A 26,112-nucleotide genomic window follows, 5' to 3' on the forward strand; every position below is an offset into this window, starting at 1 on the left:
TTGGTGGGTGAACGTCACTGGTCGTAGCGGGGCACCGGTGGCTTCGCCGACTCCGAGTCGCTGCCGAGGGTCGGCGACAGCCACTTGTCGTACGACTTCTGCCAGTCGCCGTCCTGGCGGTACTGCTCCAGTATGCGATTGACCTGGGCCGCCAGGTCGTTCGCGCCCTTCTTCACCGCCACGCCGTAGTAGTCGGTGGTGAACGTGCTGCCCTTCAGTTCCACCGTCGGGTCCTGCGCGGCCTGGCTCGCGGCGAGCGCGCCGTCGGTCACCACGGCGTCCACCTGGCCGAGTTGCAGGCGCACGAGGCAGTCGAGCTGGCTGGGGACCGTCGTGTCTATGTCGGCGGTGGCGACCGCGGGCTTCTTCGCCGCCTTGTCCGCCTTCAGCTTCTCGAGCGCCGTGGAGCCCTCCGCCGAGCAGATCCGCTTGCCGTCGAGCGTCTTGTCGTACCCCTTGATCGTGGAGCTCTTGGGCGCGAGGACCTGCTGGCCGGTGAGGAAGTACGGGGCGGAGAACGACACGTCCTTCAGCCGGTCACAGGTGATCGTCATCGTACGGACGATCATGTCGACACGGCCGTCCTTGAGCGCCGGGATGCGCTGGTTGGTCGGGATGGCCTTGAACTTGACCGCGTTCTCGTCGCCCAGGATGTCCTTGGCGATCCGGTGGACCAGGTCGATGTCGAAGCCCTCCAGCTCCGCCGACTTGCCGCCGTTCGGATCGCGGTAGCCCCAGCGGTAGCTGTTCTGGTCGACGCCCACCACCAGCCGCCGGTCCTTGCGGGCCTTGATCTCCTCGATCGTCTTCCCGTCGAACGAGGACGGCGCAGGGCTCTTGTCCTGCGGGTTCCTGCACGCCGCCGAGGCCTTCGCCTGGATGCCCTCGGCGACACCCTGGCCGCCGGTGCCCGAACTGCCGTCACCGTGCGACTGGGTCAGCGGGAGCAGCAGGGCGAAGACCACCGCGAGGGCGCAGACGGCCGCCATCGCCCCCACACCGCCCCACCCCCGCAGTCCGGCCCGCAGGACCCGGAGACCGGTGCGCGGACTCCGCGAAAGCCGCTGTGCGTTCATCGTCACGCCCCCTCTCATCGCCCGAACTCCCTCGCCGCCGAACTCCCTTGTACCGCCTCGCAGCGCATCAGCGGTACTCCGACAGCCTGCGCCCGATGCCGAGCACCGCGCCCGCCGCACCCAGCACGGCAAGAACCGCCGCGCCCACCGGCAGACCTGTCATGGCGCCCCGGCCGTCCTCGGCCGCCCGCGTGAACTCCGTCTGCTCGTGCCCGATCGCCTTCTTCAGCGCCTTGTCGACAGCGTCGAAGCACTCGCCGGTCGGCTTGTCGCTCTTGTCGCCTATGACGCGGGCGAGCGCCTGCTGGAAGTCACCTGACTCGTACTCGGCCTGTGCCTCCTTGTGGCGCTCCTCCCACTCCTCCATGCCCCCGACGGCCGTCGCGACCGGCGTCCTGCCCGTCGGGTCGTCGGCGAGCCGCTCGGCCTCGGTCAGCCGCTTGCCGAGGTCGGCCATCTCCGTCCGGAAGCTGTTGTCGTACGTGTCGACGACTTCGCCGTCGGCCAGTTTGGTCGTCTCCGCGCCGCGCGCCACCAGCGTCAGGTTCTCGTTGCCGCGGGCCTTGAGGGAGGCGATCCGGGCGTCGTGCAGCACGTTGAGCGAGCGGATGCCGTGGTCGTAGGAGTCGTTGAGCCCCGAGCGGGCGAAGCTCTGCCCGGCGACCAGCCACAGCAGGACGACCGTCGCGGTGGCCGTCGCCGCGACCAGACCGTGGTTCAGCACCCGGTTCGTGCGCCGGTAGTTGCGCCGCTGGGCCCAGACGAGGGCGCCGAGCACGGCGACGCCGAGACCGATCGCCGCCCACGGGTACGAGGTCGCGTCCGCGTAGTCGGAGCTCAGCCGCTGGTTCTCCTTGGCGTAGAGCTTCTCCGCCTGCGGGAGCATCTGGTCCTGCATCGTGTCGTTGGCCAGCCGCAGGTACGAGCCGCCGACCGGGAAGCCCAGCCGGTTGTTGGCGCGGGCCCGCTCGATGTAGCCCGTGTACTCCGACAGCAGCTTGTTGAGGCTGGCGATGGTCGTCGCGGACTCGGAGCCGGGCTCGGAGTTGGTCGCGGCGGCGGAGAGCTTGTCGGCGGCGTTGCGGATGTCCTGCTGGTAGCGGTCGCGGGAGGTCGCCGTCTCGTCACCGCCGGCCAGGAAACCGCTGGAGGCGGCGGTGTTGGCGTCCGCGAGGGAGCTGTAGATGTCCGCGGCGGCGGAGCTGAGGGGCTGGCTGTTGTGCAGTACGTCGTCCGCGGCGGAGGAGCGGTCGGTCATCTGCCAGGCGGTGACGGCACCGAAAGCGACGACCAGCACCGCGAGCAGGGCGCCGATGATGCGCAGCCGGCCGGGCTCGGTGGTCGCGGCGGCCCGCAGCTGGTCGAGGCCTTCCGCGAAGGCGGTACGGCGCGGGGGCTGGGGGACACCCTGAACGGGACCCCTGCCCGCCTGCGACGGGATCGCGGGCAGGCCCGGGCCGGCGGAAGGACCGGACGCGCCCGAGGGGCCGGTGCCGTCCGGCGAGTCGGGCGTCGGTGGTGCCGCACTGCTCGTAGATGTCACTGTGACCTCCCCCATGGTCATCCGTCACCGCCAGTATCGCCCCCGGCACTGACAATCCGCACCGACCTTGACTGGATCTTGATCGGATCGCAGTGCGGCCGCGTCGAGTCGCAGTGAGTGGTGTGGTGCGGGAGCGCGCTGACATGCATTCGGACACATGCGCGCGCTCCGCACCACCCCTCTGCCCATGAATACGCCGGAGGAATCTGTTCGGTTCCCGTACGAAGGGGGCCAGATCTCGTATCAGGCCTCGTAGAAGCGTCGTACGCGCGCGTGCACCTCCGGCGGGGCGTTCGTGTGGTCCAGGCCGAGGAGTGCCGCCCCCAGCACCGGCCGGGCCGTCACCACCCGGGCGACGGCCTTGGGGGCCCGGGTGGCCAGCAGCTCGGTGATGCGGTCCGTCAACCGGGCGTGCTGGGCCGCCAGTACACCGCCGCCCAGCAGCACCGGGGTCTCCTCCTCGAGGAGCCCGAGGCGGCCGAGTGCGACCGTGGCCATGGCCACCACCTCGTCGGCCAGCCGGTCCACCAGCGCGCACGCCACCGGGTCGCCGGCCGCCGCCGTGGCGAACAGCACCGGCGTCAGCTCGTGGCGCCGTGCGTTGTCGATGTCCCCCAGGTGCAGGGCCTCGATCAGCGCGTACATGGAGGTGAGCCCGAAGTGGGCGGGCAGTGCGGACACCAGGGCCGTGGGTCCGCCCCGGCCGTCCTCAGCCCGGGCCGCGTGCCACATGGCCTCCTCGGCCAGGCCCCAGCCCCCGCCCCAGTCGCCGGAGATACGCCCCAGCGCCGGGAAACGGGCCGTGCGGCCGTCCGGAGTCATGCCGACGCAGTTGATGCCGGCACCGCAGACGACGGCGACCCCGCGCGGCTCGGTGATCCCGGCCCGCAGGATCGCGAAGGTGTCGTTGCGTACGTCGACACTCGCGCCCCACGCGCGTGCGTGCAGCGCGGCGGTGAACTGTCGTTCCTCCACCGGGAAGTCGGCGTTCGCCAGACAGGCCGAGACCCGGTCGACGGACGAGACCCCGGCGGCGGCGAAGGCCTCGGCGACGGTGTCGGACAGCGCGGAGACCGCCACGTCCAACCCGTCGGTCGGCGGCCGGAACCCCCCGCCGCGCGCCGTGGCCAGCACCTCCCCGTCGGCCGCGACCACCGCCACGTCGGTCTTGCTGTTGCCGGCGTCGACGGCGAGGACGTGTGCGGTCATGCCCACGCGAGATGCTCCCGGTTGTGCGCGATCAGTGTGTCGGTCAGGGTGTCCGCGTAGTCGTACTGTCCGACCAGCGGATGGGCGAGCAGCGCCCGGAAGACCCGGTTGCGCCCACCGTTCAGCGCGGCCTCCAGCGCCAGTTCCTCATAGGCGGTGACGTTGGCGATCAGCCCCGCGTACAGCGGGTCGACAGGCTCGACCGCGAGGGGGACCGCCCCGTTCGGGCCCACCGCGGCCTGTGTCTCGATCACCGCGTCGTCGGGCAGGAAGGGCAGCGTGCCCTTGTTGTAGGTGTTCACCACCTGGTAGGGGCTGCCGCCCCCGCCCAGCAGCGACGCGGCCAGGTCCACCGCCGCCTCCGAGTAGAAGGCGCCGCCGCGCTTGGCGAGCAGCTCCGGTTTCTCGTCCAGGGTGGGATCGCCGTACATCCGAAGCAGTTCCGCCTCCATCGCCGCGACCTCGGCCGCCCGGGAGGGCTTGGTGCGCAGTTCCCGTACGACGTCGTCGTGGGCGTAGTAGTACCGCAGGTAGTAGGACGGCACCGTCTCGAGGGTGTCGAGGACCGGGCGCGGAAGGTGGAGGTCGTCGGCGATCCGGTCGCCGTGTTCCGTGAGGAGCCGGGGGAGGACGTCCTCGCCCTCGGGGCCGCCGAGGCGGACGCCCGTCTCCCAGGTGAGGTGGTTGAGGCCGATGTGGTCCAGGTGGATGTCGGCCGGGGTCACCCCGAGCAGCGCGGCGAACTTCCGCTGGAAGCCGATCGCCACGTTGCACAGGCCGACCGCCTTGTGGCCGGCCTGGAGTAGGGCACGGGTGACGATGCCGACCGGGTTGGTGAAGTCGATGATCCAGGCGTCCGGGTTGGTACGGCGGACACGCTCGGCGATGTCCAGGACCACCGGCACCGTGCGCAGCGCCTTGGCGAGGCCGCCCGCGCCGGTCGTCTCCTGGCCGACGCAGCCGCACTCCAGCGGCCATGTCTCGTCCTGCTGCCGTGCGGCCTGGCCGCCGACCCGCAGTTGGAGCAGGACGGCGTCCGCGCCCTCGACGCCCTTGTCCAGGTCGTCGGTCGTGACGATCCGCCCGGGGTGGCCCTGCCTGGCGAAGATCCGCCGGGCGAGCCCGCCGACCAGCTCCAGCCGTTCGGCGGCCGGGTCGACCAGCACCAGTTCCTCTATGGGCAGGGTGTCCCGCAACCGGGCGAACCCGTCGATGAGTTCGGGGGTGTAGGTCGATCCGCCGCCGACCACGGTGAGTTTCATGTGTGGATCAACCCTTTACGCCGGTGAGAGTGACGCCTTCGACGAACGCCTTCTGGGCGAAGAAGAACACGAGGAGCACAGGGGCCAGGACCAGCACGGTCGCGGCCATGGTGAGGTTCCAGTCGGTGTGGTGGGCGCCCTTGAAGGACTCCAGGCCGTAACTCAGCGTCCACGCGCCCGGGTTCTCGGAGGCGTAGATCTGGGGGCCGAAGTAGTCGTTCCAGGCGTTGAAGAACTGGAAGAGGGCGATGGCCGCGATGCCCGGCTTCGCCATCGGCAGGATGACCTTGAGCAGGGTGCGCAGCTCGCCGCAGCCGTCCACCTTGGCCGCGTCCACGTACTCGTTCGGGATGGTCAGCAGGAACTGGCGCAGCAGGAAGATCGAGAACGCGTCGCCGAACGCCAGCGGGATGATCATCGGCCACAGGGTGCCGGACAGGTCGAGCTGCTTCGCCCAGAACAGGTACATCGGGATGACGACCACCTGGGGCGGCAGCATCATCATCGAGATGACCAGCATGAGCGTCAGGTTCCGGCCCCGGAAGCGGAACTTGGCGAGCGCGTACGCCACGGGCACGGACGAGACGACGACCAGGACGGTGCCGAGGCCGGCGTAGATCAGCGTGTTCTTCCACCAGGTCAGAAAGCCCGGGGTGTCGAAGACCTTGCGGTAGTTGGACCATTCCCAGGTGTGCGGGATCAGGTCCCGGCTGAGTGCCTGCGAGTCGCTCATCAGCGAGGTCAGGAACACGAACACGAAGGGCAGGGTGAAGAAGAGGGCCGCCGCGACACCGAGGGAGTGGACCGCGATCCATTCGAGGAGAGCCTTGCGGCGGGCCGTGCGCTCGGCCGGGGTGGCGGGGACCTTCAGTTCCACCTGCGGCCGTTCCAGTAGTTGGGTCATGTCAGTCACCTGCCTGGATGAGACCGCCCCGGCGCCGCATCAACAGCGCGGTGAACGCCATGGACAGGGCGAACAGGACCAGGGCGACCACACAGGCGGAGCCGTAGTCGAAGCGCTGGAAGCCGAGGTTGTAGACGAGTTGGGGGAGGGTGAGCGTGGAGTGTTCGGGGTAGCCGGGCTGGAACATCGTGCCCGCGCCCTGGATCACTCCTGAGGCGACCTTTCCGGCCACCAGTGGCTGCGTGTAGTACTGCATCGCCCCGATGACGCCGGTGACGACCGCGAACATGATGATCGGCGAGATGTTCGGCAGCGTGACGTACCGGAACCGCTGCCAGGGCGTCGCGCCGTCCAGCTCGGCCGCCTCGTACTGCTCCCTCGGTACGTCGAGCAGCGCCGCCATGAAGATCACCATCAGGTCGCCGATGCCCCACAGCGCCAGCATGGTGAGGGCCGGCTTCGACCAGTCGGGGTCGTTGAACCAGCCGGGCGCCGGGATGCCGATCTTCTCCAGCAGGGAGTTGACCGGTCCCGTACCGGGGTTGAGGAGGAACGCGAACGACATGGTCGCGGCGACCGGCGGGGCGAGGTAGGGCAGGTAGAAGAGGGTGCGGAAGACGCCCGTACCCGTCTTGATCTTCGTGATGAGCATGCCGATCCCGAGTCCGAACAGGACGCGGAGGGTCACCATGATCACGACCAGCCACAGGGTGTTGCGCAGGGCGGGCCAGAAGAAGGGGTAGGACTCGAAGACGTACGTCCAGTTCTTCGTTCCGCTCCAGGTCGGCGGCTTGAAGCCGTCGTAGTGCATGAACGAGAAGTAGACCGTGGAGATCATCGGATAGGCGAAGAAGACCGTGAAGCCGATCAGCCAGGGCGAGAGGAAGGCGAGGGTGCGCAGCCTCGAACGCCGGTGCTTCGCCCGCAGGGTGTAGGTGGCGGCCATGGTCACTTCGCCTGCGCGATGTCCGTGTCGATCTGCGCCGCCGCCTTCTTCAGGCCCGCCTTCAGGTCGGTGACCTTGCCGCTCTCGTAGTCGTAGCCGAGCTCCTGGATGGTGTTGAGGTAGACGCCGCCGTTGATCGAGGCGGGCGAGGTGGAGGAGTTGGGGTTCGCGGCGATGTCGAGGAAGGTCTTGAAGCGCGGGTCGTACTTCAGCTTCGGGGACTTCAGGGCCGCGAGCGTGGAGGGCACGTTGTGGATCGCGTTGGAGAAGCCGACCACCGCGTCCGTGTCCGTGGTGATGTACTTGACCAGCTCCCAGGCCGCGTTCTGCTTCTGGCTGGTGGCGGCGATGCCCGCGATGGTGCCGGTGATGTAGCCCTTGCCGTACTGGTCGGCCTGGTCGTCGGGGACGGGCAGCGGGGCGACGCCGATCTCGAAGTCCGGCTTCGCGTCCAGCGCCATGCCCAGGCGCCATTCACCGTCGAGCTGCATGGCCACCTGGCCGGTCTGGAAGGGGTGCTTGGGCCCCCACTCGTCGCCGAGGCCGGAGCGGAACTTCTCCAGCTTCTTGAAGCCGCCGAGGTCGTCGACGAGCTTCTTCTGCAGAGTGAAGGCGGCGGTGACGGCCGGGTCGGTGGCGATCGTCGACTTGCCGGAGGAGTCGAAGTACGTCGGCCCGAACTGGCCCATGTAGTGCTCGGTGGTCGTCTCCCAGCCGTGGTAGTTCGGCATGAAACCGAGCTGCTTGTAGGTGTCGCCCTGGGTGATCGTCAGCTTCTTGGCGTCGGCCTCGAACTCGGACCAGGTCTTGGGCGGGCTGGTGATCCCGGCCTTCTGGAAGGCGGTCTTGTTGTAGTAGAGGCCGTACGCGTCCCCGAGCAGCGGGACGGCACAGCGGTTGCCGTCGTACTGGGTGTACTCGCTCATCGCCTTCGGGAAGGTCGCCGCCGGGTCGATGTTCGACTTCTTGAACAGCGGGCCCAGGTCGACCAGCGCGCCCGAGGAGCAGAACTTGCCGACGCCGTTGGTGGTGAACGACGAGATCACGTCGGGGGCCTTGCTGCCGCCCGCGCGCAGCGCCTGGTTCATCTTGTCGTCGGTCATGTTGCCGACGACGTTCACATGGATGTTCGGGTGGGCCTTCTCGAAGCCGGCGATGAGCGCCTTGACGCCCGCCACCTCGTTCGGCGCGCTCCAGGCGTGCCAGAAGGTGATCGTCGTGTTCTTGGAGGCGTCGTCCTGGGTGCCTGAGGAGGACTGGCCGGTACAGGCCGTGGCGAGGAGGGCCGTCGAGGCGGTCACGGCGAGTGCGACAGCGACTTTTCTGGATATTCCGGTCATGGCGAGGTCTCCCAGGGAAGGGCGTGGCAGGGCAGGGGACTGGTGAGGGTGAAATGTGCGGTGAGACGTGCGGGTGAAGCAGGTGGTGGGGGGTGGCTCAGCGCGAGGTGTCGAAGACCTCGTCGCGGGTGGTCGCGAGGGCGCTCTCCAGCGCGCCCCGCAGCACGGGGTGTTCGCGTACGTCGCCCACCAGCAGCCGGGGCCGGGCCGCGGCCAGTTCCTCCAGCTCGGCCTGGACCAGACCGCGCAGGGGTTCGCCGCCCGAGGTGAGGGAGGCGCCGCTGAGGACGACGAGTTCGGGGTCGAGGACGGAGACCAGCGAGGCCAGGCCAGTGGCCAGGCCGGTCGCGTACGTTTCGAGGAGCCGCCGGTGCGGGCCGGCGTTGATGTCGGCGGCCTGGGCGACGAGGGCGGCTGCGACCTCGGCGTAGGGGCCCTCGGGGACGGGGACGATGCCCAGCTCGCGGGCGAGCCGGGGGATGACCTGTGAACCGGCGAGTTCCTGGTAGCCGCCGCTGCCGGCCCTGCTGACCTGCCGGACGAGGGGTGTGCCCGGCACGGGCAGGAAGCCGACCTCGCCGGCGCCGCCGGTCCAGCCGCGGTGCAGCCGGCCGCCGAGGACGAGCGCGGCACCGAGTCCGCCCTCGTTCCACAGGAGGACGAAGTCGTCGTGCCCTCTGGCCGCGCCGAGCCGTTGTTCGGCGATGGCGACGAGGTTCACGTCGTTCTCGTACTCCACCGGCATCGGCAGCGCGGCGGCGAGTTCGTCGAGGAGGGTCGGGGAGTGCCAGCCCGGCAGGTGGGCGGCGTAACGCAGCCGGCCGGTGCCCGGGTCGAAGGCGCCCGGCGTGCCGATGACCAGCCGCCGAAGGTCGTCCCGGGCCAGTCCCGCCGCCTTGACGGCGCCGTCGAGGGCGTCGGTGACCTGTTGGACGACGGGCCGGGCGGGGCGTTTGCCGGGGGTGAGCAGTTCGAACTCGCCCACCGTCCGGCCGGTGATGTCGGCGACGGCGGCGACGATGCGTTCGGGGGTGACGTCGAGCCCGGCGGCGTAGGCGGAGGTCGGGTTGACCTCGTACAGCTGGGCGTTGGGGCCGGGTCGGCCCTCGCTGGTGCCGGTCGCCAGGACGAGCCCCGCCGCCTCCAGGCGGGCGAGGAGCTGTGAGGCGGTCGGCTTGGACAGGCCGGTGAGCTTGCCGATCCGGGTGCGGGAGAGGGGGCCGTGCTCCAGGAGGAGGTCCAGAGCGGCCCGGTCGTTCATGGCGCGCAGGACGCGGGGAGTGCCGGGCGTGCCTGCGGTTCCTGCCATGGGTGTCTGCACCTGCCTTTCCGTGCCCAGCTTTTCACAGTCGAGATGACTGTTAGGAAGGTTTCCTATCGGATGGCGAGAAGATAGAACCGGACCAAGGGGGACGTCAAGGGGCAATGAGAGAGGCGGCGCCCCGAATCGGGGACGCCGCCTCTCTCGTACGGGTCTCGTACAGGCTGTCGGGTGTCTCGTACCGCCTACCGGACGGGCCGCGCCGGGGTGATCGGGGCCGCCGCCTCCGCCTGGGGGGAGGCGGAGTTCGAGTACACCGAGGGGGCCGCGACCGCCGCCGTCGGGTCCGCGGGCGCCTCCTCCTCCGGGATGACCGTGGTACCGCCGACGATGCGGATGCCCGCCGCGTCCAGGGCCCGCTTGACGCGCCAGCGCAGCTCGCGCTCCACCGTCAGGGACTTGCCCGGCATCGTCTTCGCCGTCATCCGCACGACCATCGAGTCCAGGAGCACGCTGTCCAGGCCCAGGCTCTCGATCGGGCCCCACAGCAGCTCGTTCCAGGGCTCCTCGCGGCTCATCTTCTCGCCGACCTCGGCGAGCGTCGCCTTCAGCCGGTCCAGGTCCTCGTCCGCGCGCACGGTCACGTCGACACCGGCCGTGGCCCAGCCCTGGGAGAGGTTGCCGATGCGCTTGACCTCGCCGTTTCGCACGTACCAGATCTCGCCCTGGTCGCCGCGCAGCTTCGTCACCCGCAGGCCCACCTCGATCACCTCGCCCGAGGCCACCCCCGCGTCGATCGTGTCCCCGACGCCGTACTGGTCCTCCAGGATCATGAACACGCCGGAGAGGAAGTCCGTCACCAGGTTGCGGGCGCCGAAACCGATCGCCACGCCCGCCACACCGGCGGAGGCGAGCAGCGGGGCGAGGTTGATCTGGAACGCGGAGAGGACCATCAGGGCTGCGGTGCCCAGGATGATGAAGCTCGCCACTGAGCGCAGCACGGAGCCGATCGCCTGGGAGCGCTGGCGGCGGCGCTCCACGTTGACCAGCAGGCTGCCCAGCGCCGTGCCGCCGGCCGGGCCGTCGGCCGCCTGGACCGTGCGGTTCATGCGGTCTATCAGCTTGGTGATGGCCCGCCGTACCACCGCTCTCAGCACGACCGCTATCACCAGGATCAGCAGCACCTTGAGACCGATGGCCAGCCAGGTGGACCAGTTCTGCTCGACCCAGCTGGCGGCGTTCGTCGCGCTCTCCTGGGCGTCCTGGAGCGACGGGACCAGCGCGGTCGGTGACTCCGTGGGGCTCGGCGAGGGCGACGGACCGGCGGCCAGTTGGACGACGGGCAAGGACACGGCGGGTACCTCCAGTGCGGCCTGCCCCCGGTACGGATGGTTACGGCGGTCAGCTCGGCGGTGAGCTTGTCATTCAGGTCACGGAAAGGTCACCGGAAGGGCAGAACCACCACACTAACGGGGGAGCGTGTGCGGATTGGCGCCATGTTCGAGGGAGAGACCGTGCCCACCTGGGGATGAAGAGGATGTGGTCCCGGGGCATGAACGCAAGGTGTGGTCGAAAACACTCCCAGCCCGTTACCGGGACGTGGTGGCGCTGCCACCAGGCGAGAGGGGAGACTGACTACAGATCGTCCCGGCGCGAGCCACGCGCCGCCGACGCCCAAGGAGGCATCCGTGCCGCATGTCCTGGTACTCAACGCGTCGTACGAGCCACTCGGTGTCGTACCGCTCCACCGCGCGCTCGTCCTCGTCCTGGAGAACAAGGCAGTCTCCCTCGAGGAATCCGGCGCCTTCATGCACAGCGCGACCATTACTGTCCCCGCACCCAGCGTGGTCCGGCTGAAGAGGTTCGTCCGGGTCCCCTACCGGGGGCCCGTTCCACTGACCAGAAGGGCACTGTTCGCTCGCGACGGCGGCCGGTGCATGTACTGCGGCGCCGCCGCGACCAGCGTCGACCACGTCATCCCGCGTTCTCGTGGCGGTCAGCACCGCTGGGACAACGTGGTGGCGTCGTGCCGTCGCTGCAACCACACCAAGGCGGACCGCCATCTCTTCGAGATCGGCTGGCGGCTGCGCCACAAACCCGCCCCGCCCACCGGTCTCGCCTGGCGCATCATCGGCACCGGGCACCGGGACCCGCGCTGGCTGCCGTACCTGCAGCCGTACGGCGCGGACGACGCGATGGCCCGGATCGACGGCATTTCCGCCTGACCTCCGGGCCTTCGTCTACCCGAAGACCTGAAGCACGGATGCGATCCGGCCCTGGGAACCCCCGTTCACCAGGGCCGGATCACTCATGCCCGCCCGCTCACACGTACCGCAGCTCCGCCGGACGCACCGAACGGCGCAGCAACGGCAGTGAGGTGGCAGCGGCGAGCAGACAGCACACGTACACCGCCGGCGGGACCAGCAGTGCCGTGTACGGCACCGAGCGGCTGCCGTCGTGGGCGATGCCCGCGAACCAGCCGCCGATCAGCAGGCCCCCGCCGCCCGCCAGCAGCAGCGCGGGCGCCAGCGGCAGGGCCGTCTCCAGGAGCAGCGCCCGGCCGAGCACCGCGCGCGGCACTCCGGCGGCGGCCTGCGCGGCCAAACCCCGGCGGCGGGTCGCCACCGACTCGGCCGTGCCGACGCCGAGCCCGCACAGCGTGATCACCAGGGCGACCAGGACGGCGGCGCCGGTCAGGTCGGCGCCGGTGGTGTAGAAGGACATGGGCGCGGCCAGCATGCTCTCGCCGCGTTCGCGCAGCGAGGTCAGCAGCACCTCCCGGACACCGACGAACCCCGTGCCCACGGTGGTCACCAGCAGCACCGCCGCGTGGGTGCGGGCGGCGGCCCACGGGTCGTCGCGCAGCCGCTCCGCCGCGATCAGCGTCGCCGGATCCGCGGTACGCGCCGCGAGGACCCGCCCCGTGAACCGGGCGGTGACGCCGGTCAGCCACAGGGCGCCCACACCGGTGACGATCACCACGGCGAACACCAGCACCGGCGCGGTCTCGTACCCGCCGAACGTGTTCGGCGCCACCAGCAGCCCCACGAACAGCAGCCCCAGGGCCGCCATCGGGATGGGCATCCCTGGGCCACGCCCCTCGCGCGGGGGGACCCGCCGCACCCGGCCCAGCGGCGAGGCGACCAGGCGGCGCAGCGCCAGTACGCCCACGAGCGCGCCCAGCACCGGCACGGCCGCCGCGACCACGGCGATGGCGAGCCAGAGGAGGGCAGGGGGCTGCCGCCACTCGGCCAGCAGGAACAGTACGGAGTACACGGTGGCGAGCACCGCGCCGAGCAGACAGGCGAGCCCCGTCTCCAGCGCCGCGATCCGCCGCACCTGCGCCGGGGTGGCCCCCGCCAGCCGCAGCGCGGCCAGCCGCCGGTCCCGGTGCACGGCCCCGACCCGCGCACACTGCCCGAGAAACCCGAGCACGGGCACGAGCAGCAGGACGAGGGTGAGGACCACGCCGGAGCGTTCCCCCGGCTCGTCCAGCAGCCCGTTGCCGAAGGGCACGGTCCGCGACCCGCGTATCGCGGCGATGGCGACGGCGGCCAACGCGAACCCGGTAGCGAGCCCCGCCCCCACCGCGGTGAGCGCCACCCGCCACCACTCCCGCCGGTCGGAACCCCGGGTGAGCAGCCAGGCAAGCCGCAGATCCGCCAGAAGCCCGCCTCGCGAGGAGCCCTTCTCAGTCCCGGAAACACGGCTGGATGTCACGAGGTCCCCTTCCGGGCAGCCGGGGCAGCGCTCGCGGTTCCGGCGGCGGCCACGGTGCCGTCGGTCAGTCGTACTTCTCGGTCCGCGTACGCCGCCACCTGGGTGTCGTGCGTGATCAGGAGGACCGCCGTGCCGGACTCGCGGGCCGTGTGGGTGAGTGCCGTCATCACCTGTTCGCCCGCGAGGGAGTCCAGCGCACCGGTCGGTTCGTCGGCGAAGACCACCTTCGGGCCGGTGACCAGGGCCCGGGCGAGCGAGACGCGCTGCGCCTGGCCGCCGCTCAGCTCGCCCGGCCGCAGCACCTGCTGCCCGAGCACCCCGAACCGCTCCAGCCACTCGCCTGCCCGCTCGTGTGCGACCGCGCGCGACGTCCCGGCGAGCAGCAGCGGCAGCGCCACGTTGTCGAGCACGGTCAGCTCCGGTATCAGCTGCCCGAACTGGAAGACGACCCCGAACTCCGTGCGCCGCAGCTCGCTCAGCCGCCGCTCGGGCAGTGTGTCGAGCCGCTCCCCGGCGTACTCCACGGTGCCCATGTCCGGCCGGACGATCCCCGCCAGACAGTGCAGAAGCGTCGACTTCCCGCTGCCGCTCGCCCCCGTGACGGCCAGGATCTCGCCGGCCCCCAGCTCGACCGAGGCCCCGCGCAGCGCGGGCGTCCTGCCGTGCGCCTTGGACAGTCGGCGGGCCGCCAGCAGTGGCGGCTGCGCGGTGCCGTCGGAGGGGTCCCCGTGGGTGTTGGTCATGCCTTTTCGACCTCCGCGGTCAGTGTGGTGAGCCGGGCCGCCGTGGTGGTCATCCAACGGAGGTCGGCGTCGAGGTGGTTGAGGGCGTAGTCCGTCGAGAGCACGGTCGAGAGGTCCGAGCCCGCCGCGGTCTTGACCGCGGTCAGTTCCCGCATCCGCGCCATGTGCGCGGCACGCTGGTCCAGCAGATACGCGGCCGGGTCCCCGTCGGCCAGGATCGCGACGACGACCTTGGCGAAGATCTCGTTGGCGACGTGCGGCGCGGGCGCGCTGATCTGCCGTACCCACTCGGCGAGTTCACGCTCTCCCTCGCCGGTCGCCCGGTACTTCGTCCGCTCCGGACCGCCGTCCGCGTCGGTGCCGTCGACCTCCGCGAGCCCGTCGCGCACCAGGCGCTGGAGGGTCGTGTAGACCTGCCCGTAGGCCAACGGACGGGCCTGGGGGAAGCGTTCGTCGTGCCGTCGCTTGAGGTCGTAGCCATGGCTCGGCCCTCCGGCGAGCAGCCCCAGCAGGATGTGGCGGGTGCTCATGCGGATCATTATGCACTGGATACATGTACTGAGTGAATAGTGAGCGGGCGGGCAGGCGTGCGGAGGCCGAGTGGCGGGAATGTGGCGGACCTCGTCCGGAAGACGACGGAAGAACCGCGGAATGTGAGCGGCGCTACCGTGGTTCGTCCGTTCATCCACGTCTGCGGCGGCGCCCACTGGGTAGGCCTGCGAAAGAAACCCGCCAACAGCCGTCAGCCGTCGTACGCGACAAGGAGGCCTCCGTGGCCGTACCGGCCTACATCTTCAGCGCCGAGAGTGCGGCCGCCGAGTTGCCGCTCACCAGCGAGCCGCCGCTGCCCGCCGCCGAGCCCCTCACCAGCGAGCCCCCGCTCGCCGACGCGGAGGCGATGACGAGCGAGCACGCCGACGCCGAAGCGGACCCCACGGGGCTGTACGAGGGCCCGGTCGGGGCACTCTCGGACCTCGCGGGGCTGTAGATGTCCGTACACACCCCGGCCGAGCCCGCCGAGAGCCACGAGAGCTACGAGAGTCACAGGGGTAGGGCCGCTGAGGAGGGCCGCTCCGCGGAGCGGGTCGCGCTCGAGCGGCTCGCCGAGCTGCACGGCGTCGCCCCCTCCTTCCGTCCCTCCCCGGACCGTACGGTCGCCGCCTCCGACTCCGCGCTCGTCGCCGTGCTGGCCGCGCTCGGCGTCGACGCGACCACCCCGGACGCCGTCCGGACCGCCCTCGCCGCCCGGGAACGGGAGCTGGCGGCCCGACTGCTGCCGCCGACCGTCGTGTGCGGCGCCGACGGTACGGCGACCGCGCTGGCCCACCTGCCCGAGGGCACCCGGCTGCGCATCCGCACCGAGGAAGGCGAGATCTGCGACTCGCTCGACCGACTCCCGCCCGGCGTCCACGAGTTGGACGCCCGCGCGCCCGACGGCCGCACGGCCCACGTCCACCTTGTCGTCGCCCCGGCCCGGCTGCCCACGCCCGCCGGACGCTCGTACGGACTCCTCGTCCAGCTCTACTCCCTCCTGTCCCGGCGCTCCTGGGGCATGGGCGACCTGGGTGATCTCGGTGAGCTGAGCGCCTGGGCCGGGCGGGCGCTCGGTGCCGGATTCGTGCAGGTCAACCCCCTGCACGCGGCCGTTCCCGGGGCGCCGACCGACCCGTCCCCGTACCGGCCCTCCTCCCGGCGCTTCCCCGATCCCGTGCATCTGCGGGTCGAGGCGATCCCCGAGTTCGCGTACGTCGAGGCGGCCGAGGACCGCGAGCGGGTGCGTGGGTTGCTGGAGCGCGCCGGGCGGCTGCGGGAGTCGGTGCTCGACCAGGGCGCGTTGATCGACCGGGACGCCGTATGGGAACTCAAGCGCGAGGCGCTGGAGTTGGTGTGCGCCGTACCGCTCGGACCCGGACGGCAGGCCGCGTACGCCGACTTCCTCGCGCGGGCCGGTGAGGCGCTGGAGGATCACGCCACCTGGTGCGCGCTCGCCGAGGCGCACGGCTCGGACTGGTCGCGCTGGCCGGCCGGCCTCCAGGACCCCCGGTCCGCCGAAACCGCCCGCGCCCGGGGCGAGTTGATGGACCGCGTCGACTTCCACTCCCGCCTCGCCTGGCTCACCGACACCCAACTCGCCGACGCCCAGCGGGCGGCACGCGACGCGGGCATGCCGGTCGGGATCGTGCACGACCTCGCCGTCGGAGTGCATCCCGGGGGTGCCGACGCCTGGGCGCAGCAGGAGTACTTCGCGGCCGGCATGTCGGTCGGCGCACCCCCGGACGCGTTCAACGCGCGCGGCCAGGACTGGGGCCTGCCGCCCTGGCGGCCGGACCGCCTGGCCGAGTCCGGCTACGCCCCCTACCGCCAGCTCCTGCGGTCCCTGTTCGGCTACGCGGGCGCCCTGCGCATCGACCACGTCATGGGCCTCTTCCGGCTCTGGTGGGTGCCCCAGGGGCTGGCGCCGACGGAGGGCGCGTACGTCCGCTACGACGCCGAGGCCATGCTCGCCGTCCTCGCGCTGGAGGCCTCGCGGGCCGGGGCGGTCGTGATCGGCGAGGACCTGGGGACCGTGGAGCCGGGGGTCCGGGAGACCCTGCACGAACGCGGGGTGCTCGGCACGTCGGTGCTGTGGTTCGAGCGTGACTGGGACGGCGACGGGCGCCCGCTGCCCCCCGACCACTGGCGCGCCGACTGCCTCGCCACCGTCACCACCCACGACCTGCCGCCCACCGCCGCCCGGCTCACCGGCGACCACGTCGAACTGCGCGACCGGCTGGGCCTGTTGACCAACCCCCTGGCGCAGGAGCGGTCCGCCGCCGCTGCCGACACCAACGAGTGGCTGACCCTGCTCTCGCGTCTCGGCCTCCTGAAGGGGTGCAGCGGCGGGCTCTCGGGGGCGGCGGAGGAGGCCGAGATCCAGGCCGTCCACCGCTATCTGCTCCGCACCCCCGCCCGCATGATCGGCGTCTGGCTCCCGGACGGCGTCGGCGACCGGCGCCCGCAGAACCTGCCGGGTACGTGGGACCAGTACCCGAACTGGCGGCTGCCCATCGCCGACGCGGAGGGCAGGCCGGTGACGCTGGAGGAGCTCGCGGGGTCGTCGCGGCTGTGGGCGCTGATGGAGGTGCTGCGGGAGGGAGGGTGACGCCGGTGGCGCGGCCCTCGCGGGGCGCCCGGTCCCCTCATACGGCACCCCGGGCGCGCGGCCCCGGCGGGCGTTCGCTACTTTTGCACCGTGGACAACAAGAACGCCCTGCGCGCCGGCGCCCTGGTGGCCGGCACGACGCTGATGATGCTGCTCATGACGTCTCCCGCGCTCGCGCTCGCCCGCGACGACGGTGACGACCCCGGCCATGGCCTGAGCGTCATCGAGACGCTGGGCCTCTACGTTGTCGCCCCGATCGCCCTGTTCGCGGTCATCGCGGGCCTGGTGATGGTCCTCGACAAGTCGACGGACCGCGCCCCCAAGGTCACCAAGCCCGCGAAGGCGAAGGCCTGACCTTCCGGGCCACGGCCTGACCTTCCGGGCCAGGGTCTGAGTTTCCGGGCCAGGGCCTGATCATTCGTTCCGAGGGCGCCCTCCTCGTCCCGTCACCGACGGGGTGAGAAGGGCGCCCTCGGCGTGTTCTCAGCGCCTCGGCGCGTTCTCAGCCGTCCGTCGCCGCCAGCAGCTCCCGCAGCAGGTCGGCCAGTTGAGCGGCCTTCCCGGCGTCGAGGGCGGCCAGCGCCTCCGTCTGGGCGGCGACACCGACGCCGACCGCCTCGTCCACGCGGTTCAGCCCCTCCTCCGTAAGGGTTACCTGGAGGCCGCGCCGGTCGTGCGGGTCGGGGGAGCGGCGCACCAGCCCGGCCCGCTCCAGCTTGTCGAGACGGCCCGTCATCCCGCCCGTGGTGAGCATCAGGGTCGACGACAGCTGACGCGGCGAGAGCGTGTACGGCTCGCCCGCCCGGCGCAGGGTCGCGAGCACGTCGAACTCGCCGCGCGCGATCCCGAACCGCGCGTACGCCTTCTCCGTACGGTCGCCCATGGCGCGCGCGAGCCGGTAGACACGGCCGAACACCTCCATCGCGGCGGTGTCGAGATCGGGCCGCACCACCGCCCACTGGGCGACGATCGCGTCGACGGGGTCCCTGCGCTGCTCCGGCGGCTGTGCACTCGCTCTCATGCGCCGAGTATCGCCGAACAACGAGCCGGACGGTCACTCGCGAGAAAGTAGCTTGACGGAAAGTTGCTTAGAGCTAAGCTACTTATCGCTGACCTACTTCGAAGGGTGCGCCCATGCCCGCCAGCCGCTCCGCCCTCGTCCCCACCATCGCCCTCACCGCCCTCGCGCCCATCTCCTGGGGCACCACCTATGCGGTCGCCACGGAGTTCCTCCCGCCCGATCGCCCCCTCTTCACGGGCCTGCTGCGCGCCCTGCCCGCCGGTCTCGTGCTGCTCGCGCTGACCCGGGTGCTGCCGCGCGGCGCCTGGTGGTGGAAGGCGACGGTCCTGGGCGCGCTCAACATCGGCGCCTTCTTCCCGCTGCTGTTCCTGTCCGCGTACCGGCTGCCGGGCGGTATGGCGGCGGTCGTCGGCTCGGTCGGCCCGCTGTTCGTCGCCGGGCTCGCGGCGGTGTTCCTGGGCGAGCGGCCGACCGTACGGACCCTGCTCACCGGAGTCGCGGCGGCGCTCGGCGTCAGTCTGGTCGTGCTGAAGGCGGCCGGGGCGCTGGACCCCGTGGGTGTGCTGGCCGCCCTCGCCTCGACCGCGTCGATGTCGACGGGCACCGTACTGACCAAGCGCTGGGGCCGCCCGGACGGCGTGGGACCGCTCGCCCTCACCGGCTGGCAACTGACCGCCGGGGGCCTCCTCATCGCCCCCCTCGCCCTGCTCGTCGAGGGCGCCCCGCCCGCGCTGGACGGCCGGGCCGCCGCCGGGTACCTCTACCTCGCGCTCGCCAACACGGCCGTGGCGTACTGGCTCTGGTTCCGCGGCATCGGCCGCCTCACCGCGACCCAGGTCACCTTCCTCGGCCCGCTGTCCCCGCTGACCGCCGCGATCGTCGGCTGGGCAGCCCTCGGCCAGGCGCTGACGCCGGTCCAACTGGCGGGCATGGGGCTGGCGTTCGGGGCGACCGTGGTGGGGCAGACGGGGGTGCGCAGGGGCGGTGTTCGGGGGTCGGTGCTTGTGGGGGAGGGGAAGCAAAGGACCCCCGTCCTGACGTCACGCCGCCCCTGATCGCGGGTCGTTACTCCGTGTCGTCGCGCAAGTTTCCGCCGTTACCCGGGTGTTGACGAGGTTTTTGTCCAGCCGGAGGCCGATCGGAAGTGAATGACTCGCGCGTGCCGGGATGGGGGCGAAAGCTGACCGTGCCGTGCCTGGAGTGCGGCCTGGCCACGCATCGGCACCGCACCCTGCGCTTCGACGGAGAGAACGGCTACCGGCCGCACGCGCGGCCCGACCCCCTCCGGCTCTTCGGCGGCGGGGAGCCGGAGGCCGAGGCGGAGTCGATCGCACTGATCCCCGGGGAGTATCCGGCCCGGCTCTTCGCCGACGACGAGGTCTACCACCTGGCCGGCGGGATCGCCTGGCCAGGACCGCATCACCGGGACTACGGCACCGCCAGGGTGGCCCACGACGTCTGCTGCCCGGCCCTCCACCACACCCGGCCCGACACCAGCCGCGGCGCGGCCGAACTGTGGCGCGCCATGCGGCTGAGACTCGCCCGCAGACCACGTGACGGCGCCGGATGACGTAGAGACGGGGATTTTCAGTCCACGGGTTACGGGGGATACGCCGAACGGCGCGCCCCGGTCGGACCGGGACACGCCGTTCGATGCGAGCGCTCGACGCGAGTCGACGCCCTCCGGGTTACGAGGCCGCCGCGTCCGCCGCCTGGGCCCGGAGCGCGCGCTCCACACCTGAGCGGGACTCCGAGACGAGCCGGCGCAGGGCCGCGTTCGGCTCGGCGGAGGCCAGCCAGGCGTCCGTCTTCGCCAGGGTCTCCTGGGACACCTGGACGGCCGGGTAGAAGCCGATGGCGATCTGCTGGGCGATCTCGTGCGAGCGCGAGTCCCAGGCTTCCTTGACCACCGCGAAGTACTTGTCGGTGTACGGCTCGAGCAGCTCGCGCTGGTCGGTCTGGACGAAGCCCCCGATCACCGCCTCCTGGATGGCGTTGGGCAGCTTGTCGGACTCGATGACCGACGCCCACGCCTCCGCCTTGGCCTCCGGGGTCGGACGGGCGGCCCGGGCGGTCGCGGCGTGCCGCTCACCGGCGGCCGTCTTGTCCCGCTCGTACTCGCCCGCGATCTCGTCCTCGTCGAAGCGACCGACGGCCGCCAGCCGCTGGACGAACGACCAGCGCAGCTCGGTGTCGACGGCGAGCCCCTCGATGGTCTGCGTGCCCTCGAGCAGCGCGTCGAGCAGGTCCAGCTGCTCCGGCGTACGGGCCGTGGCCGCGAAGGCGCGGGCCCAGGCCAGCTGGTGGTCGGAGCCGGCCTCGGCCGACCGGAGGTGGGCGAGCGTGGCGTCCGTCCAGCGGGCCAGCAGCGCCTCGCGGGCGGTCGGGTCGGCGTACAGGTCGATCGCCAGCTTCACCTGCCGCTGCAGCGACTGCACGACACCGATGTCCGACTCCTTGCCGATACCCGACAGGACGAGGGAGAGGTAGTCGTGGGTGGCCAGTTCCGCGTCACGGGTCATGTCCCAGGCGGAGGCCCAGCACAGCGCGCGCGGCAGGGACGCCTCGAAGTCGCCCAGGTGTTCGGTGACGAAGGCGAGGGACGCGTCGTCGAGGCGGACCTTGGAGTACGACAGGTCGTCGTCGTTGAGCAGGATCACGGCCGGACGGCGCCTGCCGACGAGCTGCGGTACGGCCGTCAGTTCGCCGTCGACGTCCAGCTCGATGCGTCCGCTCTCGTCGTCCCGGAGCAGCTTGCCGCTCGCGTCGTCGAGGTCGTACAGGCCGACGGCGATACGGTGCGGCCGCAGCGTCGGCTCGCCCTTGGCGCCGGCGGGCAGGGCCGGGGCCTCCTGGCGGATCGCGAACGAGGTGATGACACCGTCCGCGTCCGTCTCGATCTCGGGACGCAGGATGTTGATACCGGCCGTCTCCAGCCAGGACTTCGACCACGCCTTCAGATCACGCCCGGAGGTCTCCTCCAGGGCGCCCAGCAGGTCGCTCAGGCGCGTGTTGCCGTACGCGTGCTGCTTGAAGTAGGCCTGCACGCCCGCGAAGAAGGCGTCCATGCCGACGTACGCGACGAGCTGCTTCAGTACGGAGGCGCCCTTGGCGTACGTGATGCCGTCGAAGTTGACGAGGACGTCGTCGAGGTCGCGGATCTCGGCCATGATCGGGTGCGTGGACGGCAGCTGGTCCTGGCGGTAGGCCCACGTCTTCATCGAGTTGGCGAAGGTGGTCCAGGAGTGCGGCCAGCGCGAGCCGGGGGCGTACGCCTGGCACGCGATGGAGGTGTAGGTGGCGAACGACTCGTTCAGCCACAGGTCGTTCCACCACTCCATGGTGACGAGGTCGCCGAACCACATGTGCGCGAGCTCGTGCAGGATGGTCTCGGCGCGCGTCTCGTACGCGGCGTCGGTCACTTTCGACCGGAACACGTACTGGTCGCGGATGGTGACCGCGCCCGCGTTCTCCATGGCACCGGCGTTGAACTCGGGGACGAACAACTGGTCGTACTTCTTGAAGGGGTACGCGTAGTCGAACTTCTCCTGGAACCACTCGAAGCCCTGCCGGGTCACGGCGAAGATGGCGTCGGAGTCGAGGAACTCGGCGAGCGAGGGCCGGCAGTAGATACCGAGCGGAACGGTCTGGCCGTCCGCCTCGTACACGCTGTGGACCGAGTGGTACGGGCCGACGATGAGCGCGGTGATGTACGAGGAGATCCGGGGCGTCGGCTCGAAGCGCCAGATGTCGTCCTTGGGCTCGGGCGTCGGCGAGTTGGAGATGACGGTCCAGCCGGAGGGTGCCGTCACCGTGAACTGGAAGGTCGCCTTGAGGTCCGGCTGCTCGAACGACGCGAACACGCGGCGGGCGTCGGGAACCTCGAACTGCGTGTAGAGGTAGGCCTGCTGGTCGACGGGGTCGACGAAGCGGTGCAGGCCCTCACCGGTGTTGGTGTACGCGCAGTCGGCGACGACGCGCAGCACGTTGCGGCCCGCCAGCAGTCCCGGCAGCGCGATCCGGGAGTCCTTGAAGACCTCGTCGGGGTCGAGAGTGTCCCCGTTGAGCGTGACCTCGAGTACGGCCGGGGCGACCAGGTCGATGAAGGACTCCGCGCCGGTCTCGGCGGAGTCGAAGCGCACCGTGGTCACGGACCTGTAGGTGCCGCCCTCCTGTGCGCCGGAGAGATCGAGGTCGATCTCGTACGAGTCAACGGTGAGCAGCTTCGCCCGCGCTTGCGCCTCTTCGCGGGTCAGGTTTGTGCCAGGCACGCGGTCATCTCCTCGAATGTGTGGGTTGCGCCATCCTTCCATGGGATCCCGGGCCGACGCGATGTCCAGAACCCGCCGCTGAACGGGGTGAACGGCCCGCCCGGCCCGGTGATCCACAAGAGGTCGCGTTGTGCTGACGACGGGGGGCGGGAGTTGGTTCCCGTGGGTGACGCGGAGGGCGGCCGTTAATACCACAAATGGCCCTAATTTTCCTACTTTGTTACCGTCGGGGTATGAAGATCAGTGTGAGTCTGCCGGAGGATGATGTCGCCTTCGTCGACGAGTACGCGCGGAGAACGGGCGCGGCGTCGCGATCCGCGGTGATCCACGACGCCATCGAACTCCTGCGCGCTGCCTGGCTGGAGGAGGAGTACGCGGAGGCCTTCGCCGAAGGGGACGGCAGTGAGGACGCGGCGTTCTGGGACCGGTTCTCGGCGGACGGGCTCACCGATGAAGCGACCTGATTGTCTCGAACGTCGGCGCCAACGCGGCGGCGGCGGCGCGGACGAGACAGGGAGTGCTGACGCTCGTACCGCTCACGTCGAACACGTCGCGTGTGTACCCCTTCCAGGTACTGCTGCCCGCGGAGGAGTGCGGCCTGCCCAAGGACTCCAACCAGCGGATGGCCGAGATCGACGTGGCGCTGCGTCGGCACCTGGCGCTCTGAGAAGCCGTGTGTGTACGACGAGGGGCCGCCCGCCGGTCACCGGTGAGCAGCCCCTGAGTCCTACTGGCGGTAGTGCCGCCGTTCCTACCAGCTGGCGCGGTTACTTCCCGCGCAGTTCCACCGCCACCAGCTCCGCGATCTGTACCGCGTTCAGCGCCGCGCCCTTGCGCAGGTTGTCGTTGGAGACGAAGAACGCGAGGCCGTTCTCCGACGTCTCGTCGGCGCGGATGCGGCCCACGAACGACGCGTCCTTGCCGGCCGCCTCGAGGGGGGTCGGGATCTCGGAGAGGACGACACCGGGCGCCCCCGCCAGCAGCTCCGTAGCCCGCTCCACCGACAGCGGACGCGCGAACCGCGCGTTCACCTGGAGGGAGTGCCCCGAGAACACCGGCACGCGGACACACGTACCGGAGACCTTCAGCTCCGGGATCTCCAGGATCTTGCGGGACTCGTTGCGGAGCTTCTGCTCCTCGTCCGTCTCGAACGAACCGTCGTCCACGACACTGCCGGCCAGCGGCAGCACGTTGAACGCGATCGGCCGCTTGTAGACCTGCGGTTCGGGGAAGTCGACCGCCGAACCGTCGTGCGTCAGCTTGTCCGCGTCGGAGACCACCTTCTGCGCCTGCCCGTGCAGCTCGGCCACCCCGGCCACACCCGAACCGGACACCGCCTGGTACGTCGCGACGACCAGCGCCTCGAGGCCCGCCTCCGCGTGCAGCGGCCGCAGGACCGGCATCGCGGCCATCGTCGTGCAGTTCGGGTTGGCGATGATGCCCTTGGGCCGGTCGACGATCGCGTGCGGGTTCACCTCGGAGACGACCAGGGGTACCTCCGGGTCCCGGCGCCACGCCGACGAGTTGTCGATCACGACGGCACCCTGCGAGGCGACCTTCTCCGCCAGCGCCTTGGAGGTCGCGCCGCCCGCCGAGAACAGCACGATGTCGAGGCCTGTGTAGTCGGCCGTCGCCGCGTCCTCCACCGTCACACCGTCGAGGACCGAGCCCGCCGACCTGGCCGACGCGAACAGCCGGAGTTCCTCGATCACGAACTTGCGCTCGACGAGGATCCTGCGCATGACCGTGCCGACCTGTCCGGTGGCTCCGACGATTCCGACCCTCACGGCGACTCCTTCTGTATGGCGCGCTGTTTTGCGTAACCCTGACCGATTGCGTGACCGGCGCATTTCCATCATGCGTCCCACCCCGGGGAACATGTCCAATCCTTTGCCCGGCATGCCCGAGGACTGGGACGCGGCAGGCGTGGCATCCGGACACGATCCTCCGGCCGCACCCGCTCCGAGCTGGAGAAACCCGCCCGAGGAGGTCACTCGGACGAAAGCTGTACGGGACCGGCCGACCGGGGACGGGCGAGGCCTGGGTCTCGCTTCGGTAACGGTGTGACGTACCTCTCCGCAGGGGCCGAACGTTCCGGCCGCCCTCGGCGTCGTAGGAGAAACGCGGCGAGGGGGAGGGTGCTGTGCTGCGCAGAAAGGCCCGGCGCGTCCAGGAGGACGACCACGGCGACCCGCTGGACGCGGTGCAGGAGCGCAGGGTCCGGGCGGTGCTCGCCCTTGGCGGCGTACCGCAGGCGGACCTGCTGGACGGGGTACAGCAGGTCCGCCTGCGGCTGCTGGAACGCACCGCGAACGGATACGAGGCACCGCGTGACGTCTCGGCGTGGGCGGCGGTCGTCGCCTCCAACCTCGCCATGGACTGGCACCGGGCCAAACGCCGCCAGGAGCGCCTGGGGGAGCGGCTCGCCTCCCTGCGCCAGCCGGCGGCCCACCCCTCCGGCGAGGACACGAGCCTGCTCTCCCTGGCCGTCAGCCGGGGGCTCGACGACCTGCCCGACCCCCAGCGCCAGGTGCTGATCCTGCGCTTCTACGCCGACCTGCCGGTACGCGGGATCGCCAAGGAACTCGGCATCCCGGAGGGCACGGTCAAGAGCAGGCTGCACACGGCGGTACGGGCACTGCGCGCCCGCCTGCACGAGGACGAGGTGGTGTGACATGGCCGCCGAATACGACGGCGTGGACGCGTTGATGGCCGCGCTGACGGACGATCCGCTGCCCGAAGAGGCCCTCACGGACGCCGACTTCATGGCCGAGCACTGGTCGGCGGCGGCCGATGTGGCGCTCCTGCGCGAGCAGTTGGGGCTCATCGGGGACGCCCTGACAGCGCGGGAACGCACAGCGGCAGAGGCCGAGTCCGAGCGGGTGCGAAAGCCGGCCCGGGTTCCGGTACGGGAGTGGCGGTACTGGCGTCCGCTGCGCACCCTCGCTCTCGGCGTCGCCGCCGTGACCGCCGTGGGGACCCTGTCCGCAGGGTCGGTGTGGCTCTTCGCGCAGGCCGGAAAGGGGGTCGAGGACTCGGCGACCACGTCGTCCGCCGACGCCGGGCCGTCCTACTCGCTCGACCCGCAGAGCGGCGGCGACGAGGACGGCGGCGCGGGTCTCAAGGACGGCGGCACGGCCGCGGGCGCGCTGACCAGCCCGCAACACCTCGCCTGCGCCCGCCTGGTCGTCGAGGGCACGGTCACCGCCGTCGCCCTCGGACCCGGCGCCGGCCAGGAGCGGGTCACCCTGCGCGTGACCCGCTACTACAAGCCGGACAAGGGCCCGGCCGAGGTGACGTTCGTGATGGACCTGGAGGCAGACCCCCGGCCGACCGTGGGCGAGCACACCCTGATCGGCATCCCGACGGGCGCCGAATCCCCCAACACCTGGACCGTCGGCGAGAAGGAGATCGCCGCCGAACGGGCCCGGATCACGGCCGCGCTGCCCAAGTCCCGCACCCTCGCGTGCCGGTGAACGCAAAGGGGACGGGCGCCCGGTACCAGGTACCGGACGCCCGCCCCGTGGGTCGCGCCTACCGCTATCGAACACTTGCCCTTCACCTCCACCCTTCAGAGTGGAGGTGAAGGGCATCCTGCCCATAGCGGCCCGGAGGGCCGCAGCTCCATTGCTAGAGTCGCCTTGTCCGGCAACGTAGTTGGCGGACCTACCGCC

At 71.0% G+C, this 26,112-nt stretch carries 25 protein-coding genes; 10 read left to right on the plus strand and 15 right to left on the minus strand.

Going from position 1 to position 26,112, the window contains the following annotated elements:
* Positions 1 to 14 precede the first annotated feature (14 nt).
* The 9 genes from PV396_RS13795 to PV396_RS13835 all read right to left on the minus strand — a co-directional run bounded on the left by PV396_RS13795 (position 15) and on the right by PV396_RS13835 (position 10,893).
* Positions 15 to 1,076 (minus strand): glutamate ABC transporter substrate-binding protein, encoded by a 1,062-nt coding sequence (locus PV396_RS13795; RefSeq protein WP_319205499.1) that lies wholly within the window; start codon positions 1,074 to 1,076, stop codon positions 15 to 17.
* A gap of 67 nt (positions 1,077 to 1,143) precedes the next feature.
* On the minus strand, positions 1,144 to 2,634 hold the full coding sequence (locus PV396_RS13800; protein WP_319204263.1) for a hypothetical protein: 1,491 nt from the start codon (positions 2,632 to 2,634) through the stop codon (positions 1,144 to 1,146).
* 228 nt (positions 2,635 to 2,862) lie between these two features.
* Positions 2,863 to 3,834, minus strand: a complete 972-nt coding sequence (locus PV396_RS13805; RefSeq protein ID WP_319204265.1) for an N-acetylglucosamine kinase — start codon at positions 3,832 to 3,834, stop codon at positions 2,863 to 2,865.
* On the minus strand, positions 3,825 to 5,090 hold the full coding sequence (locus PV396_RS13810; protein WP_319204267.1) for a 6-phospho-beta-glucosidase: 1,266 nt from the start codon (positions 5,088 to 5,090) through the stop codon (positions 3,825 to 3,827). Before PV396_RS13810 ends, PV396_RS13805 begins: the two co-directional genes overlap by 10 nt.
* 7 nt (positions 5,091 to 5,097) lie before the next feature.
* Entirely contained in the window at positions 5,098 to 5,994 is an 897-nt protein-coding gene (locus PV396_RS13815; RefSeq protein WP_319204270.1) for a carbohydrate ABC transporter permease, read from the minus strand.
* Position 5,995: 1 nt separating this feature from the next.
* A complete protein-coding gene (locus PV396_RS13820) occupies positions 5,996 to 6,940 on the minus strand; it encodes a sugar ABC transporter permease (RefSeq protein WP_319204272.1) in 945 nt (314 codons plus the stop codon).
* 2 nt (positions 6,941 to 6,942) lie between these two features.
* Positions 6,943 to 8,280, minus strand: a complete 1,338-nt coding sequence (locus PV396_RS13825; protein WP_319204275.1) for an ABC transporter substrate-binding protein — start codon at positions 8,278 to 8,280, stop codon at positions 6,943 to 6,945.
* A 97-nt stretch (positions 8,281 to 8,377) separates the two neighbouring features.
* The gene (locus PV396_RS13830; protein WP_319204277.1) at positions 8,378 to 9,589 is read right to left on the minus strand and encodes an ROK family transcriptional regulator; all 1,212 of its coding nucleotides are present in this window, start codon (positions 9,587 to 9,589) and stop codon (positions 8,378 to 8,380) included.
* 197 nt (positions 9,590 to 9,786) lie between these two features.
* Positions 9,787 to 10,893 carry a mechanosensitive ion channel family protein gene (locus PV396_RS13835; RefSeq protein WP_319204279.1) on the minus strand — a complete coding sequence of 369 codons (1,107 nt, stop codon included), beginning with the start codon at positions 10,891 to 10,893 and terminating at the stop codon, positions 9,787 to 9,789.
* Between the two features lie 336 nt (positions 10,894 to 11,229).
* On the opposite strand from PV396_RS13835, the gene PV396_RS13840 reads away from it, so the two are divergent.
* Positions 11,230 to 11,766, plus strand: a complete 537-nt coding sequence (locus tag PV396_RS13840) for an HNH endonuclease (protein WP_319204281.1) — start codon at positions 11,230 to 11,232, stop codon at positions 11,764 to 11,766.
* A 97-nt stretch (positions 11,767 to 11,863) separates the two neighbouring features.
* Here the strand turns inward: PV396_RS13840 and PV396_RS13845 are convergent, their stop codons facing one another.
* Genes PV396_RS13845 through PV396_RS13855 form a run of 3 tightly spaced genes read right to left on the minus strand, consistent with a single transcriptional unit; the run spans position 11,864 to position 14,534 of the window.
* Positions 11,864 to 13,261, minus strand: coding sequence for an FtsX-like permease family protein (locus tag PV396_RS13845; RefSeq protein WP_319204283.1), 1,398 nt, complete (start codon positions 13,259 to 13,261; stop codon positions 11,864 to 11,866).
* Positions 13,258 to 14,004 carry an ABC transporter ATP-binding protein gene (locus PV396_RS13850; RefSeq protein ID WP_319204286.1) on the minus strand — a complete coding sequence of 249 codons (747 nt, stop codon included), beginning with the start codon at positions 14,002 to 14,004 and terminating at the stop codon, positions 13,258 to 13,260. The genes PV396_RS13845 and PV396_RS13850 overlap by 4 nt, the downstream gene beginning before the upstream one ends.
* The gene (locus tag PV396_RS13855) at positions 14,001 to 14,534 is read right to left on the minus strand and encodes a PadR family transcriptional regulator (RefSeq protein WP_319204288.1); all 534 of its coding nucleotides are present in this window, start codon (positions 14,532 to 14,534) and stop codon (positions 14,001 to 14,003) included. The genes PV396_RS13850 and PV396_RS13855 overlap by 4 nt, the downstream gene beginning before the upstream one ends.
* Before the next feature lie 242 nt (positions 14,535 to 14,776).
* Between PV396_RS13855 and PV396_RS13860 the strand changes: the two genes are divergently transcribed.
* The 3 genes from PV396_RS13860 (at position 14,777) to PV396_RS13870 (ending at position 17,500) form a co-directional block, all read left to right on the plus strand.
* Positions 14,777 to 14,992: a hypothetical protein gene (locus tag PV396_RS13860; RefSeq protein ID WP_319204290.1), complete on the plus strand. Its 216-nt coding sequence runs from the start codon at positions 14,777 to 14,779 to the stop codon at positions 14,990 to 14,992.
* On the plus strand, positions 14,993 to 17,146 hold the full coding sequence (malQ, locus tag PV396_RS13865) for a 4-alpha-glucanotransferase (protein ID WP_319204292.1): 2,154 nt from the start codon (positions 14,993 to 14,995) through the stop codon (positions 17,144 to 17,146).
* Between the two features lie 90 nt (positions 17,147 to 17,236).
* Entirely contained in the window at positions 17,237 to 17,500 is a 264-nt protein-coding gene (locus PV396_RS13870; protein ID WP_319204294.1) for a hypothetical protein, read from the plus strand.
* Positions 17,501 to 17,648: 148 nt separating this feature from the next.
* Here PV396_RS13870 and PV396_RS13875 read toward each other — a convergent pair whose 3' ends face one another.
* Positions 17,649 to 18,167 carry a MarR family winged helix-turn-helix transcriptional regulator gene (locus PV396_RS13875; protein WP_319204296.1) on the minus strand — a complete coding sequence of 173 codons (519 nt, stop codon included), beginning with the start codon at positions 18,165 to 18,167 and terminating at the stop codon, positions 17,649 to 17,651.
* A 113-nt stretch (positions 18,168 to 18,280) separates the two neighbouring features.
* On the opposite strand from PV396_RS13875, the gene PV396_RS13880 reads away from it, so the two are divergent.
* Positions 18,281 to 19,222, plus strand: a complete 942-nt coding sequence (locus PV396_RS13880) for an EamA family transporter (RefSeq protein WP_319204298.1) — start codon at positions 18,281 to 18,283, stop codon at positions 19,220 to 19,222.
* An 89-nt stretch (positions 19,223 to 19,311) separates the two neighbouring features.
* Entirely contained in the window at positions 19,312 to 19,737 is a 426-nt protein-coding gene (locus PV396_RS13885) for a DUF6083 domain-containing protein (RefSeq protein WP_319204302.1), read from the plus strand.
* Between the two features lie 118 nt (positions 19,738 to 19,855).
* Here the strand turns inward: PV396_RS13885 and pepN are convergent, their stop codons facing one another.
* Positions 19,856 to 22,438: an aminopeptidase N gene (gene pepN / locus PV396_RS13890; RefSeq protein ID WP_319204304.1), complete on the minus strand. Its 2,583-nt coding sequence runs from the start codon at positions 22,436 to 22,438 to the stop codon at positions 19,856 to 19,858.
* A gap of 233 nt (positions 22,439 to 22,671) precedes the next feature.
* On the opposite strand from pepN, the gene PV396_RS13895 reads away from it, so the two are divergent.
* Together PV396_RS13895 and PV396_RS13900 are read left to right on the plus strand one after the other, a co-directional pair.
* Entirely contained in the window at positions 22,672 to 22,902 is a 231-nt protein-coding gene (locus PV396_RS13895) for a ribbon-helix-helix domain-containing protein (protein ID WP_319204306.1), read from the plus strand.
* A gap of 53 nt (positions 22,903 to 22,955) precedes the next feature.
* Positions 22,956 to 23,105 (plus strand): hypothetical protein, encoded by a 150-nt coding sequence (locus tag PV396_RS13900; protein WP_319204308.1) that lies wholly within the window; start codon positions 22,956 to 22,958, stop codon positions 23,103 to 23,105.
* 100 nt (positions 23,106 to 23,205) lie between these two features.
* Here PV396_RS13900 and PV396_RS13905 read toward each other — a convergent pair whose 3' ends face one another.
* On the minus strand, positions 23,206 to 24,225 hold the full coding sequence (locus tag PV396_RS13905; RefSeq protein ID WP_319204310.1) for an aspartate-semialdehyde dehydrogenase: 1,020 nt from the start codon (positions 24,223 to 24,225) through the stop codon (positions 23,206 to 23,208).
* A 356-nt stretch (positions 24,226 to 24,581) separates the two neighbouring features.
* Between PV396_RS13905 and PV396_RS13910 the strand changes: the two genes are divergently transcribed.
* Both PV396_RS13910 and PV396_RS13915 read left to right on the plus strand, forming a co-directional pair.
* Positions 24,582 to 25,112: a sigma-70 family RNA polymerase sigma factor gene (locus tag PV396_RS13910; RefSeq protein ID WP_319204312.1), complete on the plus strand. Its 531-nt coding sequence runs from the start codon at positions 24,582 to 24,584 to the stop codon at positions 25,110 to 25,112.
* Between the two features lies 1 nt (position 25,113).
* On the plus strand, positions 25,114 to 25,914 hold the full coding sequence (locus tag PV396_RS13915; RefSeq protein ID WP_319204315.1) for a hypothetical protein: 801 nt from the start codon (positions 25,114 to 25,116) through the stop codon (positions 25,912 to 25,914).
* Positions 25,915 to 26,112: the final 198 nt, after the last annotated feature.

Origin of the sequence: Streptomyces sp. ME02-8801-2C, assembly GCF_033793965.1 — a bacterium.
GTDB lineage: Bacteria > Actinomycetota > Actinomycetes > Streptomycetales > Streptomycetaceae > Streptomyces.

Excerpts from the sequence above, each read along its gene's own strand:
- PV396_RS13875 (WP_319204296.1), bottom strand. The coding sequence starts at position 18,167 with ATGAGAGCGAGTGCACAGCCGCCGGAGCAGCGCAGGGACCCCGTCGAC.
- PV396_RS13850 (WP_319204286.1), bottom strand. The coding sequence starts at position 14,004 with ATGACCAACACCCACGGGGACCCCTCCGACGGCACCGCGCAGCCGCCA.
- PV396_RS13915 (WP_319204315.1), top strand. The coding sequence starts at position 25,114 with ATGGCCGCCGAATACGACGGCGTGGACGCGTTGATGGCCGCGCTGACG.
- PV396_RS13880 (WP_319204298.1), top strand. The coding sequence starts at position 18,281 with ATGCCCGCCAGCCGCTCCGCCCTCGTCCCCACCATCGCCCTCACCGCC.
- PV396_RS13800 (WP_319204263.1), bottom strand. The coding sequence starts at position 2,634 with ATGGGGGAGGTCACAGTGACATCTACGAGCAGTGCGGCACCACCGACG.
- PV396_RS13795 (WP_319205499.1), bottom strand. The coding sequence starts at position 1,076 with ATGAACGCACAGCGGCTTTCGCGGAGTCCGCGCACCGGTCTCCGGGTC.
- PV396_RS13855 (WP_319204288.1), bottom strand. The coding sequence starts at position 14,534 with ATGAGCACCCGCCACATCCTGCTGGGGCTGCTCGCCGGAGGGCCGAGC.
- PV396_RS13820 (WP_319204272.1), bottom strand. The coding sequence starts at position 6,940 with ATGGCCGCCACCTACACCCTGCGGGCGAAGCACCGGCGTTCGAGGCTG.
- PV396_RS13815 (WP_319204270.1), bottom strand. The coding sequence starts at position 5,994 with ATGACCCAACTACTGGAACGGCCGCAGGTGGAACTGAAGGTCCCCGCC.
- PV396_RS13825 (WP_319204275.1), bottom strand. The coding sequence starts at position 8,280 with ATGACCGGAATATCCAGAAAAGTCGCTGTCGCACTCGCCGTGACCGCC.
- PV396_RS13895 (WP_319204306.1), top strand. The coding sequence starts at position 22,672 with ATGAAGATCAGTGTGAGTCTGCCGGAGGATGATGTCGCCTTCGTCGAC.
- malQ (WP_319204292.1), top strand. The coding sequence starts at position 14,993 with ATGTCCGTACACACCCCGGCCGAGCCCGCCGAGAGCCACGAGAGCTAC.
- PV396_RS13810 (WP_319204267.1), bottom strand. The coding sequence starts at position 5,090 with ATGAAACTCACCGTGGTCGGCGGCGGATCGACCTACACCCCCGAACTC.
- PV396_RS13830 (WP_319204277.1), bottom strand. The coding sequence starts at position 9,589 with ATGGCAGGAACCGCAGGCACGCCCGGCACTCCCCGCGTCCTGCGCGCC.